Here is a 17128-nt window from a genome sequence, read left to right as displayed (position 1 = left end):
GTTATCGCTTGGTTTCAAGGGATCGGGAAAGGCGCTCGAAACGCGCCTCGAGACGTTCCAGGTCAAGCTTGACCTGGTCCAGTTCATCAAAACGGGCCTGGGCCTCGCGTTGGCCTACGAGGGTACGCGATTCTTCGGCCAGGTATTCACTCAGATTCTGTCCCAGGCTGGCGAAGCCCTGGCTATACCAGCGGTGGCGGCTGCGCAGATGGCCGCTCAGCAGTTGGGTCGCCACCGGACCGATCCAGCGGGACACTTCGTATTCCCAGTCCAGCTCCAGGTCCTGGAGAATCGCCGCCAGTTCCAGCAGTACGCCGCTGTCGCCGTCGAGCTCGACGTCGGGGCTGTGCAGCACCGCGCTCTTGTCCTTGCCCAGGGCCAGGTTCAGCAGGCTCGACGCCGGGGCACGCAGGGTGCAATCCGCTTCGGCTTCCCAATGGGCGGCGAGCATCAGGCCTTCGTCGCTGGGCAGGATGAACAACCGCAACGCCGGGCTACGGCAGTCGACGGCGATCACTTTGCCGCTCAAGTGCGCCAGGCGCGGGAGCGCCGTGCTGTCCAGGCGCAGCACCCGGTTGAGGCCGAGTTCGACGCTGGCGAGCAGGCCGGTGAGCAACATCAGGGTTTGATACCGCGATGCAGGGCGACGATGCCTGCGGTCATGTTGTGGTAGGTCACGCGGTCGAAACCGGCCTCGACCATCATCGACTTCAGGGTTTCCTGGTTCGGGTGCATGCGGATCGATTCGGCCAGGTAGCGATAGCTTTCCGAGTCGTTGGTGATCAGCTTGCCCATCAGCGGCATGAAGGCGAACGAGTAGGCGTCATAGGCCCTGGACATCAGCGCGTTGGTCGGCTTGGAGAATTCCAGCACCAGCAGGCGGCCGCCGGGCTTGAGCACGCGCAGCATCGAGCACAGGGCGTCTTCCTTGTGGGTGACGTTGCGCAGGCCGAAGGCGATGGTCACGCAGTCGAAATGGTTGTCGGGGAACGGCAGCTTCTCGGCATCGGCCTGGACGAACTCGACATTGCCGGCCACACCCAGGTCCAGCAGGCGGTCGCGACCGACCTTGAGCATGGACTCGTTGATGTCGGCCAGGACCACCTGGCCGGTCGGCCCGACGATGTGGGAGAACTTCTTCGTCAGGTCGCCCGTGCCGCCGGCGATGTCCAACACGCGATTGCCGCTGCGCACGCCCGACAGCTCGATCGCGAAACGCTTCCAGAGACGGTGCATGCCGCCCGAGAGCAGGTCGTTCATCAAGTCATACTTGGCCGCTACGGAGTGAAAAACCTCGGCGACTTTTTCCGCCTTCTGGCTTTCCGGCACGTTCTTGAAGCCGAAGTGAGTGGTGGGTTCGGCATCGCTGCCTTTGCGCTGATCAGTCATATCGCGGTCACCAAAAAAGAATGCGGGACATTCTAATCCCGGTGGAGGGCTTTGTCTTGGCAAGGCTGAAGGTAAGATGGGCAACCGCCGGGACGTTTTGACGCAGCCAGGGTTTGAAACGTTCAGGCAAGTCCCGATAAAACAGGAGTCACCCGATGGCCCGTATAACTGTTGAGCGTGCCCATGGCCTGGGCAAGGAAGCGGCGCGAGAGAAGGCCGACAAGCTGGCGCAGAAGTTGTCCGACAGCTATGGCCTGGAGCCGCAGTGGGTGGGCGATACCCTGAAACTCAAGCGGTCCGGGGTCAAGGGCGAAGTGCACGTAGGCGAGGATTCGATCCGCGTCGACGTGGAGCTGGGCATGTTGATGTCGGCCATGAGCGGCACGATCAAAGGCGAAATCGAAAAGGCGTTGGATAAGGCGTTGGCTTGATTGAAGTGGCGAGGATTGAAGTCCATCACTTATCAACTGTGGGAGCGAGCCTGCTCGCGAATGCGGTGGATCAGCAACATCGATGTTGAATGACACACCGCTTCGCGAGCGGGCTCGCTCCCACATTGAAAATCATCGCCCTCAGGTTTTGTGTCAGTTGTTAGGGTGCCGTTTCTAATTATTGTCACTACTTTGTGCCTGAGCCCGACCGTGTGCGGGCAGTTCCTCAAACCTTTTTTCGAGTGAGGTGCACCATGGCCAAAGTTATTCTGAAGAAAAAAACCGACGTTGAATCTTCCACGCTCAGCGACGTGAAAACGTACGCGCGCAAGATCTGGCTGGCGGGCCTGGGCGCCTACACGAAGGTCGGCCAGGAAGGCGGTGAGTATTTTCAAGAGTTGGTAAAAGCTGGCGAAGTTATTGAAACCAAAGGCAAAAAGAAAATTGCCGGGAAACTTGAAGCGGCCAACAGCGAATTGATTGAAGCCAAGACCGACGTCAACACTTTCAAGGCTCGGGTTGAAGTACAACTCGATAAAGTCGAGAAGGTATTCGATGCCCGTGTTGCAAGTGCCTTGAATCGTATCGGCATTCCGTCTAAACATGACGTTGAGACACTCTCTGCTAAGCTCGATGAGCTGACAGCATTGCTCGAACGTGTCGCGCGTAAACATTAAGGAGAACGGGATGGCTGGCAAAAAAATCACAGAAAAAGAAGGCAGCTCGTGGGCCGGGAAGATTGAAAAATATTCCCGCAAAATCTGGCTGGCTGGTTTAGGCGTGTACTCGAAGATCGACACTGACGGCAGCAAGCTCTTCGAGTCCCTGGTTAAGGACGGCGAAAAGGCCGAAAAACTCACCAAGACGGCGGTCGGCAAACAAGTCGATGCAGCCAAGGACTCTGCCGAGTCCGCCAAGTCGCGAATCGGCGGCGTGAAAGATCGTGCATTGGGCAAATGGGACGAACTGGAAGGGGCTTTCGACAAGCGCCTGAACAGTGCGATCTCCCGCCTGGGCGTGCCGAGCCGTAATGAAGTCAAGGCGCTGCACAGTAAGGTCGACACACTGACCAAGCAGATCGAAAAACTCACTGGCGCCAAAGTTGCCCCAGTGGCGACCAAGACAGCAGCGGCCAAGCCGGCGACCAAAACGGCAGCCAAGCCACTGGTCAAGGCAGCGGCAAAACCCGCTGCCAAGCCCGCGGCGAAAGCAGCGGCCAAGCCAGCGGCTAAAACCGCAGCGGCCAAACCTGCTGCCAAGGCGGCAGCCAAACCGGTAGCGGCGAAAGCGGCCGCCAAGCCTGCTGCAAAACCTGCAGCCAAACCGGCTGCCAAGACGGCGGCAGCTAAACCTGCTGCGGCTAAACCTGCTGCGGCTAAACCAGCGGCTAAACCCGCTGCCAAGCCTGCGGCAAAAGCGGCGGCCAAACCCGCTGCGGCGAAAAAGCCCGCCGTGAAAAAAACGACCGCGCCAAAAGCTGCCGCACCCAAGGCACCCACCGCCGCTGCGAAACCGGCAACTTCGGCAACCCCGGCGAGCACGACGAACTCCGCCGCGGCTCCAACTCCGGTCGCCACTCCAGCACCGGCGCCGACTCCAACGACGCCTTCCACCCAGTCCTGATATCAGGGCTGATAAAAATGCCCGGTCTATGTAGGCCGGGCTTTTTTATGCGTATGCATTTGAACGCACTGCGGATCCATCCTGTGGGAGTGGGCTTTGTGGGAGCAAGGCTTGCCCGCGATGAAAACGCCGCGGTCTCTTGAGGACCGCAGCGCCTGGATCGCGAGCAAGCTTTGCTCCCACAAAGCTCGCACACAATAGTCTTCCACTGCTGGCCGTTAGTCGTGCTCTTCCAGGTATCGCAGCGCCAATCGCTCCGTCGCCACTTTGGTCGCAGGCGGCAGGTGCGGGGCTACCAGCATCATGATCTGGTACACCACCAATCGAACCTCGCCCTCGCGACCGAGGATCCGCTGATAGTCCAGGGAGAACAACAGGGTCATGGTGATCTGTTCCACCAGCTGCCCCAGGGCCTGGGTATCGCTGACCAGCAACTCCTGGGCCTTGAGTTGCGCCAGTAGCGAGGCCAGGGTTCGCTTCAGGCCATTGAGCAACTGGCGGATGCCCTTGGCCAGCTTTGGCAGGCGTCCAGCCAGGTTGGACAGGTCCTGGAACAGGAACCGGTAGTGGGCCAGGCGCTCGACGATCAAGTGCAGGAACAGCCAGTAGTCTTCCGGCGCCAACTGCGCGTCCGCCGGTGGGTCGAGCAGCGGCGCCAGCTCGCTCTGGAAGCGCTCGAACAAGCCCAGGATCAGCGGTTCCTTGCCATGGAAGTGGTAGTAGAGATTGCCTGGGCTGATGCCCATTTCGTTGGCAACTTCCATCGTCGATACGTTCGGCTCGCCCTTTTCGTTGAATAATTGCAGGGCACACTCAAGGATGCGGTCGCGGGTTTTCATCCGGTCTTCTTAATGATCAGGTCGTACCACGGCCAAGCGCCTGGCCGTGGAGTGGGGCCTTCAGCGCACGCGAACATAGGTTCCAGGGGCGGCGTCCAGCGGCGGGTAATTTGCGTTGCCCAAGGTCATCTGGGTTTCGTGCTGGGCGCCGGAGCGTGCCTGGATCCAGCCCAGCCATTGGGTCCACCAGCTGCCTTCGACGTGCGTGGCGTCGTAGTACCAGGCTCGCGGGTCACTGCTCAGTTTCGCGCTTTCGATGTAGTTGGCCTTGGGGTTGCCTGGCGGGTTGAGGATGCTCTGGACATGGCCGCTGTTGGAGAGCACGAAGCGTTTTTCACCGCCTAACAGGAGGGTTGAGCGATACACCGCGTCCCAAGGCGTGATGTGGTCGTTGATACCGCCCACGCTGAAGCTGTCCACCGTCACTTTTTGCAGGTCGATGGGCGTGCCGCACACTTCCAGGCCGCCGGGATGGGTCAGTGGGTTGTGCTTGAAGAAGTCCAGCAGATCGCCGTGGTAGGCCGCCGGTAGCCGCGTGCAGTCGTTGTTCCAGTAGAGGATGTCGAAGGCCGGCGGCTCCTTGCCCAGCAGGTAGTTGTTGATGAAGTAGGTCCAGATCAGATCGTTGGGGCGCATCCAGGCAAACACCCGGGCCAGGTCGCGGCCATCGAGGATGCCTTTCTGGTAGGAACGACGCTTGGCGGCTTCGAGGGTCTGCTCGTCGATGAACAGTGTGGCTGGACTGTCGATCTGGCTGTCCAGCAGGCTCACCAGGTAGGTGGCGCTGGCGACCCGGCGCAGCTGGCGCTTGGCTTGCAGGTGGCCTTGCAGGGCCGCGATGGTCATGCCACCGGCGCAGGCGCCCATCAGGTTGACCTCGCGGGCGCCGGTGATCGCCCGGCACACATTCATCGCTTCTTCCGTGGCCTCGACATAGCTGGACAGGCCCCATTCGCGGTGCCGTACATCAGGGTTGCGCCAACTGATGATGAAAACCTGCAAACCGTTTTTCAGGGCGTACTGGACGAAGCTGTTGGAGGGGCTGAGGTCGAAGATGTAGAACTTGTTGATTTGCGGCGGGACGATCAGCAATGGCTTGGCGTACTGCTTTTCGCTCATGGGCCGGTACTGGATCAGTTCGAGCAATTCGTTGCGAAACACCACCGCGCCGGGTGTGGTCGCCAGGGTCTTGCCGATTTCAAAGGCGTGGGGCGTGGTTTGGCGCGGCAAGCCGTCGTTGTGCAGCAGGTCGTCCACCAGGTGGCTGATGCCTCGAATCAGGCTGGAACCGCCGGAGTTGAACAGCTCCTTGACCGCCAGCGGATTGAGCAAGGTATTGGACGGCGCCACGGCGTCGTTGAGCAGGGCGAAGGCGAAGTGGGCGCGGGCACGGTCGTCCTCGCTCATGTCGCTTTCGTCGATCCAGCTCTTGACCTGTTTTTGCCAGCTCAGATAGGCCTGCAAACTGCGGCGATAGAAGGGGTTGAGCTGCCAGGTGGGATCGGCGAAACGCGGGTCGTTGGGATTGGTGGGGTGCAGGGTCTCGCCCAGCAGCACACGGCCCAATTGACGGCCCAGTTTCAACGCATGCCGGGCACTGTGCACTGGGTTGCGCAAGCCATGAGCGGCCACGCTGCGCAAGGTGGACAGCAGGTCCCTGCCACGCAGGCCGGTGACGGCACTTTGTGCGTTGATGAAACTGGCAGGGGCGGGCATGGAGCCCTTCGCCGGTTTGTCGCGCATGAGTCAACTCCTTCGTCATCAGGCTAAAAACAAACACACCGAACCAGACAACATAGTCGCTGTTTCGGCTTGCTGCGCAATCCGGCGTCCTGCCAGGCGCTAATGGGCGGTTTCAGCCACCGCCCAGCGGCGAGGGATGCGGATGCATCACCGCGCGCTGACGTTCTTCCTCCAGGAATTTCATGATGATCGGCGCCACCGCCTCGGCCCGGGTGATCAGGAACAGATGGCCGTCATCGATGATGTGCAATTGGGCGTTGGGAATGCGCCAGGCCAGCATGCGCATGTTGATCAGCGGAATCAGCGGGTCGTCATCGCCGGCCAGCACCAGGGTCGGCTGGTGGATCTTGTGCAGCCAGTGGATGCTGGTCCAGCCGAGGCCGGCGAACAGTTGCCAGTAATAACCGAGCTTGCCCGCCGAACGCACCTTGGCCGCGTGGCTGGCCGCCAGGCTCGGGTCGCGGCGGAACGAACCGCCGTAGATCAGCGGTGCAATACGCATTACATGGGACGGTTGAACATAGCGCCGGGGGCTGGCCATCATCCACAGTACCTTCGGTTTGCCCGGCACCATCACTGCCCCAGCCGCCGTGGCGGCCAATACCAGCTTCTTGCAGCGCTCCGGGTAGTCGTAGGCGAACTGCTGGGCCAGGGCGCCCCCCCAGGACACGCCGATCACGTTGACCTGCCCGTAGTCGAGGTAATCGAGCATCCGCGCGGTGAGTTTGGCCAGGCCCGGAAAGCGATACGGCCGGTTGGGCGTCGATGAACCGCCGACGCCGGGCACGTCAAAGGCGATGACTTCCAGGTCCGGGTCCAGGGCCTGGATGAACGGGAACACCAGCTCCAGGTTGGCGCCGATGCCGTTGAAAATCAGCAATGGCGTCAAGTGAGGCTTGCCGGGACGTACCGCGGTGCGCAAGGTCTGGCCATCCAGATCGACGGTACGGAAGATGTACGGTTGCGGCATGCTTCAAGCCCTGGGGGTGGAAAAGCAGATTTTAGCTTCAAGCTTCAAGCTCCAAGAGAACAGCTTGCAGCTTGCAGCTTGAGACTTATAGCTATCTTTCATGCACATAGGTGCCGGGCGCCGCTTCACCGGCCGGGTAGGCCTTGTTGCCCAGCACGGTCGGGGCCTTTTTCAGTTTGCCCGAGCGCTCGGCCTGCCAGGCCTGCCAGTGCAGCCACCAGGAGTCGGTGTGTTTGGTGGAGTTTTCCTGCCAGTCCTCGGCCTTGGCCGGCATGTCCTCGCCGGTCATGTAGCGCGACTTGGGGTTGCCGGGCGGGTTGAGAATGCTCTGGATATGGCCGCTGCTCGACAGCACGAACTCTACTTTGCCGCCGAATAATTGCGCGGACTTGTAGCAGGACTTCCATGGCGTGATGTGGTCGTTGGTGCCAGCCAGGGAGAAGATGTCGGCGGTGACCTGCTTGAGGTCGATGGGCGTGCCGCACACTTCCAGTGCGTTGGGACGGATCAGTGGATTGTTCTTGAACATTTCGATGAGATCGCCGTGGAACGCCGCCGGCAACCGCGTGGTGTCGTTGTTCCAGAACAGGATGTCGAACACCGGCGGTTCGTTGCCCAACAGGTAGTTGTTGACCCAGTAGTTCCAGATCAGGTCGTTGGGGCGCATCCAGGCGAAGACCTTGGCCATGTCGCGGCCTTCGAGTACACCGGCCTGGTAGGAGTGGCGCTTGGCCGCTTCCAGGGTCTGCTCATCGACGAACAGCGCCACGTCGGTGTCCAGGGTCGTGTCGAGCACACTCACCAGCAAGGTCAGGGCATTGACCTTTTTTTCGCCGAGGGCGGCGTAATGGCCCAGCAGCGCGGTGCAGGTGATGCCGCCGGAGCAGGCACCGAGCATGTTCACGTCCTTGCTGCCGGTGATGGCCGTGACCACGTCCACCGCTTCCTTGAGCGCCTCGATGTAGGTCGACAGGCCCCACTCGCGCTGTTCCTTGGTGGGGTTGCGCCAGCTGACGATGAAGGTCTGCACGTTGCTGCGCAGGCAGAAGCGCGCCAGGCTTTTGTCCGGGCTCAGGTCGAAGACGTAGAACTTGTTGATCTGTGGTGGCACCACCAGCAGCGGTCGCTCGTGGACCTGCTCGGTGATGGGCCGGTACTGGATCAGCTCCAGCACGTCGTTGCGAAACACCACGGCGCCTTCGGTCACACCCAGGCTCTTGCCGACCTCGAATGCGCCCATGTTCACCTGGCTCGGCATTCCGCCGTTGTGCACCAGGTCCTTGGCCAGGTGAGACAGGCCATCGAGCAGGCTCTTGCCGCCGGTTTCGAAGAAACGCTTGACCGCCGCCGGGTTGGCCGCCGAATTGGTCGGGGCCATGGCTTCGGTCATCAGGTTGATCACGAAATGCCCGCGGCTGATGTCCGCGGGCGAGAGGTTGCTGTCGTCGATCCAGGCGTGCAGCTCCTTGCGCCACGCCAGGTAGGTTTGCAGGTAACGTTTGTAGAGTGGGTTCTGGCTCCACGCCGGGTCGGCGAAGCGACGGTCGTCGCCGGCCGGTTGCAGCTCGGACTTGCCGAACAGGACGTTCTTGAGCTCGACGCCGAAGTGGGCGACGTGCTTGACGCTGTGCAGTGGTTGCTTGATGGCCTGGGTCAGCACCATCCGGGCAGAGGCCAGCAGGTCTTTCCTGCGCAAACCGACGACGGGATTCAACCCCAGGGTATTTTCCGAGGCTTGGTACTTCAGGTCATCGTTGTTCTTGTTGCTCATCTACGACGCTCCATTGTCCTTCAGACGAGTACCCGGATGTGCCGTGAAGCCACACAGCCGATACCAGGTACGCTGCTCGGGTGACCAATAATTCCGCATCGAGGGCCAATGAGGAAACGTGTGCCAGGAACTCGCCGGTTCCTTTGCAGGGAACTTGCCAGCTCCATTGGTTACCCGAGTTTAATTTTTTTCGCAAGCAGGCCAGTCATTGACGTTGCTGCGCGGGCATTCAAGCAGATGAGTCTAGAAAAATCGCCCTAAAGCGCCAGCCCTTGAGTTAGAGCATCAGCTTGACGACGGACTCGTTCGGATCGCGGGTTTTTCCGGCGGCCTTGAGTTCATCAAGATAATCGTTCCACAAGTCTTGCTGGCGCACCGCCAACTGGTACAGATAGTCCCAGGTGAACAAGCCGCTGTCGTGGCCGTCGTCGAAGGTCAGTTTCAGTGCGTACTGGCCGGCCGGTTCGACCTTGGTGAGGGCGACGTTGAGCTTGCCGTATTGCAGGATGGGTTTGCCGTGGCCCTGGACCTCGGCGGAAGGCGAGTGCACCCGCAGGAATTCGGCGGGCAGGTGATACTCCTCGTCCGGCGCGTATTTGAGCGTCAGGGTCTTGGAGGCTTTGTGCAGGTTGATGGCGGTGGGGAGTTTGGTCATGGAAGCAGCTTACAAGCTACAAGCTACAAGCTACAAGCCAGAGGTGACCTGCTTGCAGCTTGCAGCTAGAAGCTTGCCGCTTTAAAGAATATACCGCGACAGGTCTTCGTTCTGCGCCAGCTCACCCAGGTGGCTGTTGACGTACTCGGCGTCGATGAGGATCGGCGCTTCGTTGTGGGCGCTGGCCAGGTCGCCGGCGCTGAACGACACCTCCTCGAGCAAGCGTTCGAGCAGCGTGTGCAGGCGACGGGCGCCAATGTTTTCGGTCTTCTCGTTGACCTGCCAGGCAATCTGGGCCAGGCGCTTGATGCCTTCGGGCGTGAACTCGATGTTCAGGCCTTCGGTCTTGAGCAGCGCGCAATATTGCTCGGTCAACGACGCATGGGGCTCGCTCAGGATGCGTTCGAAGTCTTCCGGCGTCAGTGCCTTGAGTTCGACACGGATCGGCAGGCGACCCTGCAGCTCCGGCACCAGGTCGCTCGGTTTGCTCAGGTGGAACGCACCGGACGCGATGAACAGGATGTGGTCGGTCTTGACCATGCCCAGCTTGGTGTTGACCGTGCAGCCTTCGATCAGCGGCAGCAGGTCGCGTTGAACGCCTTCGCGGGACACATCGGCGCCGCCGACATTGCCGCGCTTGGCCACCTTGTCGATCTCGTCGATGAACACGATGCCATGTTGCTCGACCGCTTCCAGTGCCTTGGCCTTCAACTCTTCTTCGTTGACCAGGCGTCCGGCTTCTTCATCGCGCACCAGTTTCAGCGCTTCCTTGACCTTGAGCTTGCGGCTCTTCTTCTTGCCCTTGCCCATGTTGGCGAACAGGCTCTGCAACTGGTTGGTCATTTCTTCCATGCCCGGTGGCGCGGAAATGTCGACGCCGGCCATTTCGGCCACTTCGATCTCGATTTCCTTGTCGTCCAGCTGGCCTTCGCGCAGGCGCTTGCGGAACAACTGGCGGGTATTGGAATCCTGGGTCGCGGCGGCGTCAGCGTTGAAGCCCATGCGCGCCGGTGGCAGCAGCGCGTCGAGGATGCGTTCTTCGGCGGCGTCTTCGGCGCGGTGGCGGACCTTGGTGATTTCCTGTTCGCGCAGCAACTTGATCGCAGCGTCGGCCAGATCACGAATGATCGACTCGACGTCGCGGCCGACATAACCGACTTCGGTGAACTTGGTGGCTTCGACCTTGATGAACGGCGCATTGGCGAGCTTGGCCAGGCGACGGGCGATTTCGGTCTTGCCGACACCGGTCGGGCCGATCATCAGGATGTTCTTGGGGGTTACTTCGACGCGCAGCTCTTCGGGCAGCTGCATCCGGCGCCAGCGGTTACGCAGGGCGATGGCGACGGCGCGCTTGGCATCGTCCTGGCCGATGATGTGGCGGTTGAGTTCGTGGACGATTTCGCGGGGAGTCATGGACATAATAATTGGCGGTCCTCAAGCAAGAATGAGCCAGTGCGCGGGGCGCAGGCTTATTCGGCGAGGTCCTGCTCCTCAATGGTCTGGGTGTGGTTGGTGAAGACACAGATGTCGCCGGCGATGCCCAAGGCAGTCTCGACGATCTCGCGGGCCGACAGGTCGGTCTTTTTCAGCAAGGCGCTGGCTGCGGCCTGGGCGTAGGCTCCGCCGGAACCCATGGCGATCAAGCCATCCTCGGGCTCAACGACGTCGCCGTTGCCGGTGATGATCAAAGAGGCGTCCTTGTTGGCGACCGCGAGCATGGCTTCGAGGCGGCTCAGGGAGCGGTCGGTGCGCCATTCCTTGGCCAACTCCACGGCGGCGCGGACCAGGTGGCCCTGGTGTTTTTCAAGCTGACCTTCGAAACGCTCGAACAGCGTGAAGGCGTCGGCGGTGGCCCCGGCGAAACCGGCGATGACCTCGCCGTGATACAGGCGGCGGACTTTTTTCGCGTTGCCTTTCATCACGGTGTTGCCCAGTGAAACCTGGCCGTCGCCGCCCATGACGACTTTGCCATGACGGCGGACTGAAACGATGGTGGTCAAGGGAAGAGTCTCCACGCAGCGGGGCGAAAATGCCCGGATGGAACTCATATGGGGGTGGCGTGGGGTTTTTCAACTACGGGGTGGGGCAGGGGACGAGTGGCGTCCCGAGGGCCAATCAAGTTTGTGGCAAAGGCATTCATTGTGGCGAGGGAGCTTGCTCCCGCTGGAGCGCGCAGCGGTCCCAAGCTTTTGGGGCTGCTACGCAGCCCAGCGGGAGCAAGCTCCCTCGCCACAAAAGGCTGTCGCCATCAATCGGTACCAGAGGGATGCGGAAATCAGCGGCTCTGACGTTGTTGTAACAACAGGTTGCTGAAGCCGCTGCCCGCCAATAGTTTCTGGGCCTTGGTCAGTTCCTCGCGGTTGCTGAACGGCCCGACCAATACTCGGTACCAGGTTTCTTCCTTCACTGTCCCGGACTCCACGGACACCGATTGGCCCAGCAGAATGATCTGCGCGCGGACCTTGTCGGCGTCGGCTTCCTTGCGGAACGAACCGGCTTGCAGGAAGAACTTCGTCACCGGCGCGGCTTTCTGCACGGGCGGGGCCGGTGGCGGCGTGATGCCGGCCAGGGCCGCCTGGGCGCGGGCGGTGTCGATTTTCGCCGCTTCGGCCGGGGTCACCGGCGTGGTAGGCACCTGCGGCACTTGCGGCGTCGGCAGGGTTTTCTCCGGCACGGCCTCGGGCGGCACGATGACTTCCGATTCCGGCAGCAGGGTGTAGAAGTCGTACTTCGGCTTCACCGGTTGCGTCGGGCTCGGCGGGGTCTTGTTGGCCTCGGCGATACGCGTGGCTTTCTGCTGCTCTTGGCGGACGCGCTTGACGTCATCGCCCTGGCCCGGCTCCAGCTTCATCAAAAACACAATGAACGCGCCGACGGTCAGGCCGATGGCCATCCACAACCAGCCCGGAATCGGCTGTTTGGCTGGAGGCTGGTAACGACTGGCGCCGCGCTTGGGTGCCGGTTTTTTCTTGGCGGCCAACTTACATGCGCTCCAGGGTTTCCAGGCCGAGCAGTTCCAGGCCTTGCTTGAGCGTGCGCCCGGTCAATGCGGCGAGGCGCAAGCGGCTCTGCATTTGCTCCGGGGTTTGCGCGTTGAGGATCGGGCAGTTCTCGTAGAAGCTGGAGAACAGGCCGGCGACATCGTACAGGTAGGCGCACAGCGTGTGCGGCGTGCCCTTGTCGGCGACGTTGTTCAGCACTTCGCCGAACTGCGCCAGTTTCGCCGCCAGCTCCTGCTCGTGCGGGGCCTCGAGCACAATCTGGCCGTCTATTTCATTGAAGCCTTTGCCGAGCTTGCGGAACACCCCTGCCACACGGGTATAGGCGTACAGCAGGTACGGCGCGGTGTTGCCTTCGAAGTTGAGCATCAGGTCGAAGTTGAAGCTGTAGTCGCTGGTGCGGTGCTTGGACAGGTCGGCGTATTTCACCGCGTCGATACCCACCACTTTGGCGATCTTGCGCAGTTCGTCTTCGGCCAGGTCCGGGTTCTTGCCCTTGACCAGGCTGTAGGCGCGGTCCTGGGCTTCGGTCAGCAGGTCGATCAGCTTCACCGTGCCGCCGTCGCGGGTCTTGAACGGACGGCCGTCGGCACCGTTCATGGTGCCGAAGCCCATGTGCTCCATCTCCATCGGATGAGTCACGAAGCCGGCCAGGCGTGCCACTTCGAACACTTGCTGGAAGTGCAGGGCCTGGCGCTGGTCGACGAAATACAGCACGCGATCGGCTTTGAGCACGCCGTTGCGGTAGCGCACGGCTGCCAGGTCGGTGGTGGCGTAGAGGTAGCCGCCGTCGGCCTTGACGATGATCACCGGCAGCGGCTCGCCATCAGCGGTCTTGAACTGGTCGAGGAACACGCACTGGGCGCCGTTGCTTTCCACCAGCATGCCTTTGGCCCGGAGGTCGTTGACCACGTTGACCAGATCGTCGTTGTAGGCGCTTTCGCCCATCACGTCGGCCATGGTCAATTTGACGTTCAGCAGCTCGTAGATTTTCTGGCAATGGGACAGGGAGATGTCCTTGAACTTGGCCCACAGCGCCAGGCACTCGGCATCGCCGGCCTGCAGCTTGACCACCAGGCCACGGGCGCGGTCGGCGAACTCCGGCGACTCGTCGAAGCGTTGCTTGGCGGCGCGGTAGAAGTTCTCCAAGTCCGACAGCTCATCGCTGGTGATCGGGTTTTCCTGAAGATAGGCCATCAGCATGCCGAACTGGGTGCCCCAGTCGCCGACGTGGTTCTGGCGGATCACGGTGTCGCCAAGAAACTCCAGTACGCGAGCCACGCCGTCGCCGATGATGGTCGAGCGCAGGTGGCCGACGTGCATTTCCTTGGCGAGGTTGGGGGCCGAGAGGTCGACCACGGTGCGCTGCAACGGGCCGGCCTTGCGCACGCCGATGCGTTCGTCGGCCAGGGCCGCGTCCAGGCGCGAAGCCAGGGCTTGCGTGTTCTGGAAGAAATTGATGAACCCGGGGCCGGCGATGTCAGCCTTGCTGACGTTCTCGTCGGCCGGCAGCGCGGCGATGATTTTTTCCGCCAGGTCGCGCGGTTTCATGCCGGCCGGCTTGGCGAGCATCATCGCGATGTTGCTGGCGAAGTCGCCGTGGGTCTTGTCGCGGGTGTTCTCGACCTGAATCGCCGGCGACAGGCCTTCTGGCAGCACACCTTCAGTGACGAGTTGGGTGATGGCTTGCTGGATGAGCTGGCGAATGGTGTCTTTCATGGTCTTCTCTTTCAACCGCAGGCGCGGCGGCGCATAGATGCGCTGGTGGAAAAACTGGGCATTATCCGTGGCGCGGGCGAGCTTGCCAACTGTAGCGGGTTGGTTGGTAACTATTCCAGATGGTCAGCATGCACTCGGACCCTGTGGGAGCGGGCTTGCTCGCGAAAGCGGTGGCACAGCCAATATCACCGCAACTGACCCACCGCCTTCGCGAGCAAGCCCGCTCCCACAGGGGGGCAGTGGTCAATACAAATCCACCGGATCCACATCCAGCGACCAGCGCACCGCCCGCCCGCTGGGCATCTGTTCCAGCGCCAGCAGCCATGCACTTAACAATCGATGCAACGGCGCCCGGGCATTGGCCTGTAATAAAAGCTGCGCGCGATAGCGCCCGGCCCGCCGCTCCATCGGCGCCGGGACCGGGCCCAAGAGTTCGATGCCGGTGAGATTCTGCTCCGCAAGCAAGCGCTCTGCCTCGCTGCACGCCTCATCGAGGAAACCTTCGGCCTGCCCCGGCTTGTGGGCTTCGGCCCGCAACAGCGCCAGGTGGGCAAAGGGCGGCAGGCCGGCGCTGCGGCGTTCGCTCAAGGCCTGTTCGGCGAAGGCGAAATAACCTTGTTCGGTCAGTTGGATCAGCAGCGGGTGATCGGCCAGGTGCGTCTGGATAATCACTTTGCCCGGTTCCTCGGCCCGTCCGGCCCGGCCCGCGACCTGGACGATCAACTGCGCCATGCGCTCGCTGGCGCGGAAGTCGCCGGAGAATAGCCCGCCATCGGCGTCAAGGATCGACACCAGGGTGACCCGTGGGAAGTGATGCCCCTTGGCGAGCATCTGCGTGCCCACCAATATGCACGGCTGGCCCTTCTGGATCGTGGCGAACAGTTGGTTCATCGCGTCCTTGCGCGAGGTGCTGTCGCGATCCACTCGCAAGACCGGGTAATCCGGAAACAGGATGCCCAGCCGTTCTTCGGCGCGTTCGGTGCCGGCGCCGACCGGGCGCAAGTCCACTTTGCCGCACTGTGGGCAATGCCGTGGCACGCGCTCGACGTGTCCGCAATGGTGACAGCGCAGCTCGCCGTGGCGTTGATGCACGGTCATCCGCGCGTCACAGCGTTCGCAGCCAGACATCCAGCCGCAGTCGTGACACAGCAGGGTCGGGGCAAAACCGCGACGATTGAGGAACACCAGGACCTGTTGCCCGGCGGCCAGGGTCTGGCCGATGGCTTGCTGCATCGGCCCGGAAATGCCGCTGTCCAGTGGCCGACTTTTTACGTCCAGGCGCAGGAAACGTGGTTGCTTGGCGCCGCCGGCCCGTTCGTTGAGGCGCAGCAGGCCGTAGCGGCCGGTGTAGGCGTTGTGCAGGCTTTCCAGTGAGGGCGTGGCCGAGCCGAGCACAATCGGGATGTTCTCCTGGCGGGCGCGCACCAATGCCAGGTCGCGGGCGTGATAGCGCAGGCCTTCCTGCTGTTTATAGGAACCGTCGTGCTCTTCGTCGATGATGATCAGGCCAGGGTTCTTCATTGGCGTGAACAGCGCCGAGCGGGTGCCGATGATGATGTCCGCCTCGCCGTCGCGGGCGGCGAGCCAGGCTTCCAAGCGTTCACGGTCGTTGACCGCCGAGTGCACCAGGGCGATCCGCGCATTGAAGCGTTGCTCGAAGCGCGCCAGGGTTTGGGGGCCAAGGTTGATTTCCGGAATCAGCACCAGGGCCTGCTTGCCGGCCTCCAACGTCTGGCGGATCAGTTGCAGGTAGACCTCGGTCTTGCCGCTGCCGGTGACGCCCGCCAGCAAAAAGGCGTGGTAACTGTCGAAACCTGCGCGAATCGCTTCGCAAGCGGCCCGCTGTTCGGCGTTGAGCGGCAGTTCCGGCTGGGCCAGCCAATGTTCATGGCGGGCGCCGGGGGCGTGCCGGCGGATTTCCACCTGGACCAGATCCTTGGCCAGCAACAAATCGAGGCTGTCCTTGCTGAGCATCAACTTGCTCAGCAGTTGATGGGCAACGCCGTGGGGATGCTGGGCCAGGGTCGCCAAGGCTTCGCGTTGGCGCGGGGCGCGAGCGATGCGCGGATCGTCCAGCGAGGCCCCCGGGGCCACCGACCAGAACCGCTCCTGGCGTGCCTCGGCCAACTCGCCCTGGCGCAGCAGCACCGGCAGCGCCCAACTCAGGGTATCGCCGAGGCTGTGCTGGTAATACTGGGACGTCCACAGGCACAACTTGAACAGCGAGGCGGGCAGCGGCGGCGTGGCATCGAGCAGCGCCAGGGCCGGTTTGAGCTTGTCGGCCGGGACCTCGCTGTGGTCCGTGACCTCCACCAGGATACCGATCATCTCCCGCCGGCCGAACGGCACCCGCAGGCGCATGCCCGGCTGCAACTGGGCGCGCAGGACCCCGGCCGGGGCGCGGTAATCGAACAGACGGCGCAGGGGCGAAGGCAGGGCGAGGCGCAGGATGGCGTCGGGCACGCGAGAGGGTCTCGATAAACAAGCAAATTCAGAAAACTGGCGCGATCCTTATGGGAGCGAGCCTGCTCGCGAAAGCGGAGTGTCAGGCAATACTGATGTAACTGACCCACTGCCTTCGCGAGCAGGCTCGCTCCCACAAAAGAGCTTGCGCATGAGGCCGGGAGCCTAGCAGACGGTTGGTACAAGGCATAGCTTGCGCGAATGACGATGTCTGGTAGAATCCGCGGCCTAATTACGTGCGGTATTCAACAATAGTGTTGGGTGGCGGCACGCTAGCCTGAGGAAAACAGCATGAAAACCGATATCCATCCGGAATACCCAGAAATTGCCGTAACCTGCAGCTGCGGCAACAAGTTCGAAACGCGTTCGACCTACGGCAAAGCCCTGGCGATCGACGTTTGCAACGAATGCCACCCGTTCTACACCGGTAAGCAAAAGACTCTGGATACCGGCGGCCGCGTTCAGAAGTTCGCCGATCGTTTCGGTGCTTTCGGCAAAGTTACTCCAAAAGCCTGAGGCTGATCAT

General features: G+C 61.9%; 16 protein-coding genes. 4 read left to right on the top strand and 12 right to left on the bottom strand.

The features are described 5' to 3' along the window. Window position 1: 1 nt before the first annotated feature. Window positions 2-619 (bottom strand): SCP2 domain-containing protein, encoded by a 618-nt coding sequence (locus tag J3361_RS05020; RefSeq protein WP_207962987.1) that lies wholly within the window; start codon window positions 617-619, stop codon window positions 2-4. Then, the gene (gene ubiE / locus J3361_RS05015; protein ID WP_207962986.1) at window positions 619-1389 is read right to left on the bottom strand and encodes a bifunctional demethylmenaquinone methyltransferase/2-methoxy-6-polyprenyl-1,4-benzoquinol methylase UbiE; all 771 of its coding nucleotides are present in this window, start codon (window positions 1387-1389) and stop codon (window positions 619-621) included. Before ubiE ends, J3361_RS05020 begins: the two co-directional genes overlap by 1 nt. Window positions 1390-1544: 155 nt before the next feature. Here ubiE and J3361_RS05010 point away from each other — a divergent pair, with 155 nt between their 5' ends. From J3361_RS05010 to J3361_RS05000, 3 genes are all read left to right on the top strand, one after another. Further along, entirely contained in the window at window positions 1545-1820 is a 276-nt protein-coding gene (locus J3361_RS05010; RefSeq protein ID WP_053117622.1) for a polyhydroxyalkanoic acid system family protein, read from the top strand. A gap of 254 nt (window positions 1821-2074) precedes the next feature. Then, entirely contained in the window at window positions 2075-2497 is a 423-nt protein-coding gene (locus J3361_RS05005) for a phasin family protein (RefSeq protein WP_207962985.1), read from the top strand. Between the two features lie 10 nt (window positions 2498-2507). Then, on the top strand, window positions 2508-3443 hold the full coding sequence (locus tag J3361_RS05000; RefSeq protein WP_207962984.1) for a phasin family protein: 936 nt from the start codon (window positions 2508-2510) through the stop codon (window positions 3441-3443). A 218-nt stretch (window positions 3444-3661) separates the two neighbouring features. Here the strand turns inward: J3361_RS05000 and J3361_RS04995 are convergent, their stop codons facing one another. The 10 genes from J3361_RS04995 to J3361_RS04950 all read right to left on the bottom strand — a co-directional run bounded on the left by J3361_RS04995 (window position 3662) and on the right by J3361_RS04950 (window position 16602). Next, complete coding sequence (locus J3361_RS04995; RefSeq protein WP_207962982.1) at window positions 3662-4282, bottom strand: TetR/AcrR family transcriptional regulator; 621 nt, start codon at window positions 4280-4282, stop codon at window positions 3662-3664. Window positions 4283-4342: 60 nt separating this feature from the next. Next, window positions 4343-6025, bottom strand: a complete 1683-nt coding sequence (gene phaC, locus J3361_RS04990) for a class II poly(R)-hydroxyalkanoic acid synthase (RefSeq protein ID WP_207962980.1) — start codon at window positions 6023-6025, stop codon at window positions 4343-4345. A 112-nt stretch (window positions 6026-6137) separates the two neighbouring features. Further along, window positions 6138-6995 carry a poly(3-hydroxyalkanoate) depolymerase gene (phaZ, locus tag J3361_RS04985; protein ID WP_003186648.1) on the bottom strand — a complete coding sequence of 286 codons (858 nt, stop codon included), beginning with the start codon at window positions 6993-6995 and terminating at the stop codon, window positions 6138-6140. Between the two features lie 91 nt (window positions 6996-7086). Continuing rightward, complete coding sequence (gene phaC, locus J3361_RS04980) at window positions 7087-8766, bottom strand: class II poly(R)-hydroxyalkanoic acid synthase (RefSeq protein WP_207962978.1); 1680 nt, start codon at window positions 8764-8766, stop codon at window positions 7087-7089. Between the two features lie 277 nt (window positions 8767-9043). Beyond that, the gene (locus J3361_RS04975; RefSeq protein ID WP_207962976.1) at window positions 9044-9421 is read right to left on the bottom strand and encodes a DUF971 domain-containing protein; all 378 of its coding nucleotides are present in this window, start codon (window positions 9419-9421) and stop codon (window positions 9044-9046) included. Window positions 9422-9502: 81 nt separating this feature from the next. Next, a complete protein-coding gene (hslU, locus tag J3361_RS04970) occupies window positions 9503-10840 on the bottom strand; it encodes an ATP-dependent protease ATPase subunit HslU (protein ID WP_207962974.1) in 1338 nt (445 codons plus the stop codon). Between the two features lie 50 nt (window positions 10841-10890). Continuing rightward, complete coding sequence (hslV, locus tag J3361_RS04965; RefSeq protein WP_003196958.1) at window positions 10891-11421, bottom strand: ATP-dependent protease subunit HslV; 531 nt, start codon at window positions 11419-11421, stop codon at window positions 10891-10893. Between the two features lie 275 nt (window positions 11422-11696). Continuing rightward, on the bottom strand, window positions 11697-12401 hold the full coding sequence (locus tag J3361_RS04960; protein ID WP_039592418.1) for an SPOR domain-containing protein: 705 nt from the start codon (window positions 12399-12401) through the stop codon (window positions 11697-11699). Between the two features lies 1 nt (window position 12402). After that, entirely contained in the window at window positions 12403-14139 is a 1737-nt protein-coding gene (gene argS, locus J3361_RS04955; protein ID WP_207962972.1) for an arginine--tRNA ligase, read from the bottom strand. Between the two features lie 243 nt (window positions 14140-14382). Continuing rightward, window positions 14383-16602, bottom strand: coding sequence for a primosomal protein N' (locus tag J3361_RS04950; RefSeq protein ID WP_207962970.1), 2220 nt, complete (start codon window positions 16600-16602; stop codon window positions 14383-14385). 291 nt (window positions 16603-16893) lie between these two features. On the opposite strand from J3361_RS04950, the gene rpmE reads away from it, so the two are divergent. Continuing rightward, entirely contained in the window at window positions 16894-17118 is a 225-nt protein-coding gene (gene rpmE, locus J3361_RS04945; protein ID WP_053117645.1) for a 50S ribosomal protein L31, read from the top strand. Window positions 17119-17128: the final 10 nt, after the last annotated feature.

This window comes from Pseudomonas sp. OA65 (assembly GCF_017498305.1).
In the GTDB taxonomy this organism is placed as follows: Bacteria; Pseudomonadota; Gammaproteobacteria; order Pseudomonadales; family Pseudomonadaceae; genus Aquipseudomonas; species Aquipseudomonas zanjanensis.
Note: the sequence above shows the minus strand (reverse complement) of the source record. Positions and strands in the feature narration are given on the sequence as shown.

Bases quoted from the DNA above. Each gene is read 5' to 3' on its own strand.
- J3361_RS05020 (WP_207962987.1), bottom strand. From the start codon at position 619: ATGTTGCTCACCGGCCTGCTCGCCAGCGTCGAACTCGGCCTCAACCGG.
- ubiE (WP_207962986.1), bottom strand. From the start codon at position 1,389: ATGACTGATCAGCGCAAAGGCAGCGATGCCGAACCCACCACTCACTTC.
- J3361_RS05010 (WP_053117622.1), top strand. From the start codon at position 1,545: ATGGCCCGTATAACTGTTGAGCGTGCCCATGGCCTGGGCAAGGAAGCG.
- J3361_RS05005 (WP_207962985.1), top strand. From the start codon at position 2,075: ATGGCCAAAGTTATTCTGAAGAAAAAAACCGACGTTGAATCTTCCACG.
- J3361_RS05000 (WP_207962984.1), top strand. From the start codon at position 2,508: ATGGCTGGCAAAAAAATCACAGAAAAAGAAGGCAGCTCGTGGGCCGGG.
- J3361_RS04995 (WP_207962982.1), bottom strand. From the start codon at position 4,282: ATGAAAACCCGCGACCGCATCCTTGAGTGTGCCCTGCAATTATTCAAC.
- phaC (WP_207962980.1), bottom strand. From the start codon at position 6,025: ATGCGCGACAAACCGGCGAAGGGCTCCATGCCCGCCCCTGCCAGTTTC.
- phaZ (WP_003186648.1), bottom strand. From the start codon at position 6,995: ATGCCGCAACCGTACATCTTCCGTACCGTCGATCTGGATGGCCAGACC.
- phaC (WP_207962978.1), bottom strand. From the start codon at position 8,766: ATGAGCAACAAGAACAACGATGACCTGAAGTACCAAGCCTCGGAAAAT.
- J3361_RS04975 (WP_207962976.1), bottom strand. From the start codon at position 9,421: ATGACCAAACTCCCCACCGCCATCAACCTGCACAAAGCCTCCAAGACC.
- hslU (WP_207962974.1), bottom strand. From the start codon at position 10,840: ATGTCCATGACTCCCCGCGAAATCGTCCACGAACTCAACCGCCACATC.
- argS (WP_207962972.1), bottom strand. From the start codon at position 14,139: ATGAAAGACACCATTCGCCAGCTCATCCAGCAAGCCATCACCCAACTC.
- rpmE (WP_053117645.1), top strand. From the start codon at position 16,894: ATGAAAACCGATATCCATCCGGAATACCCAGAAATTGCCGTAACCTGC.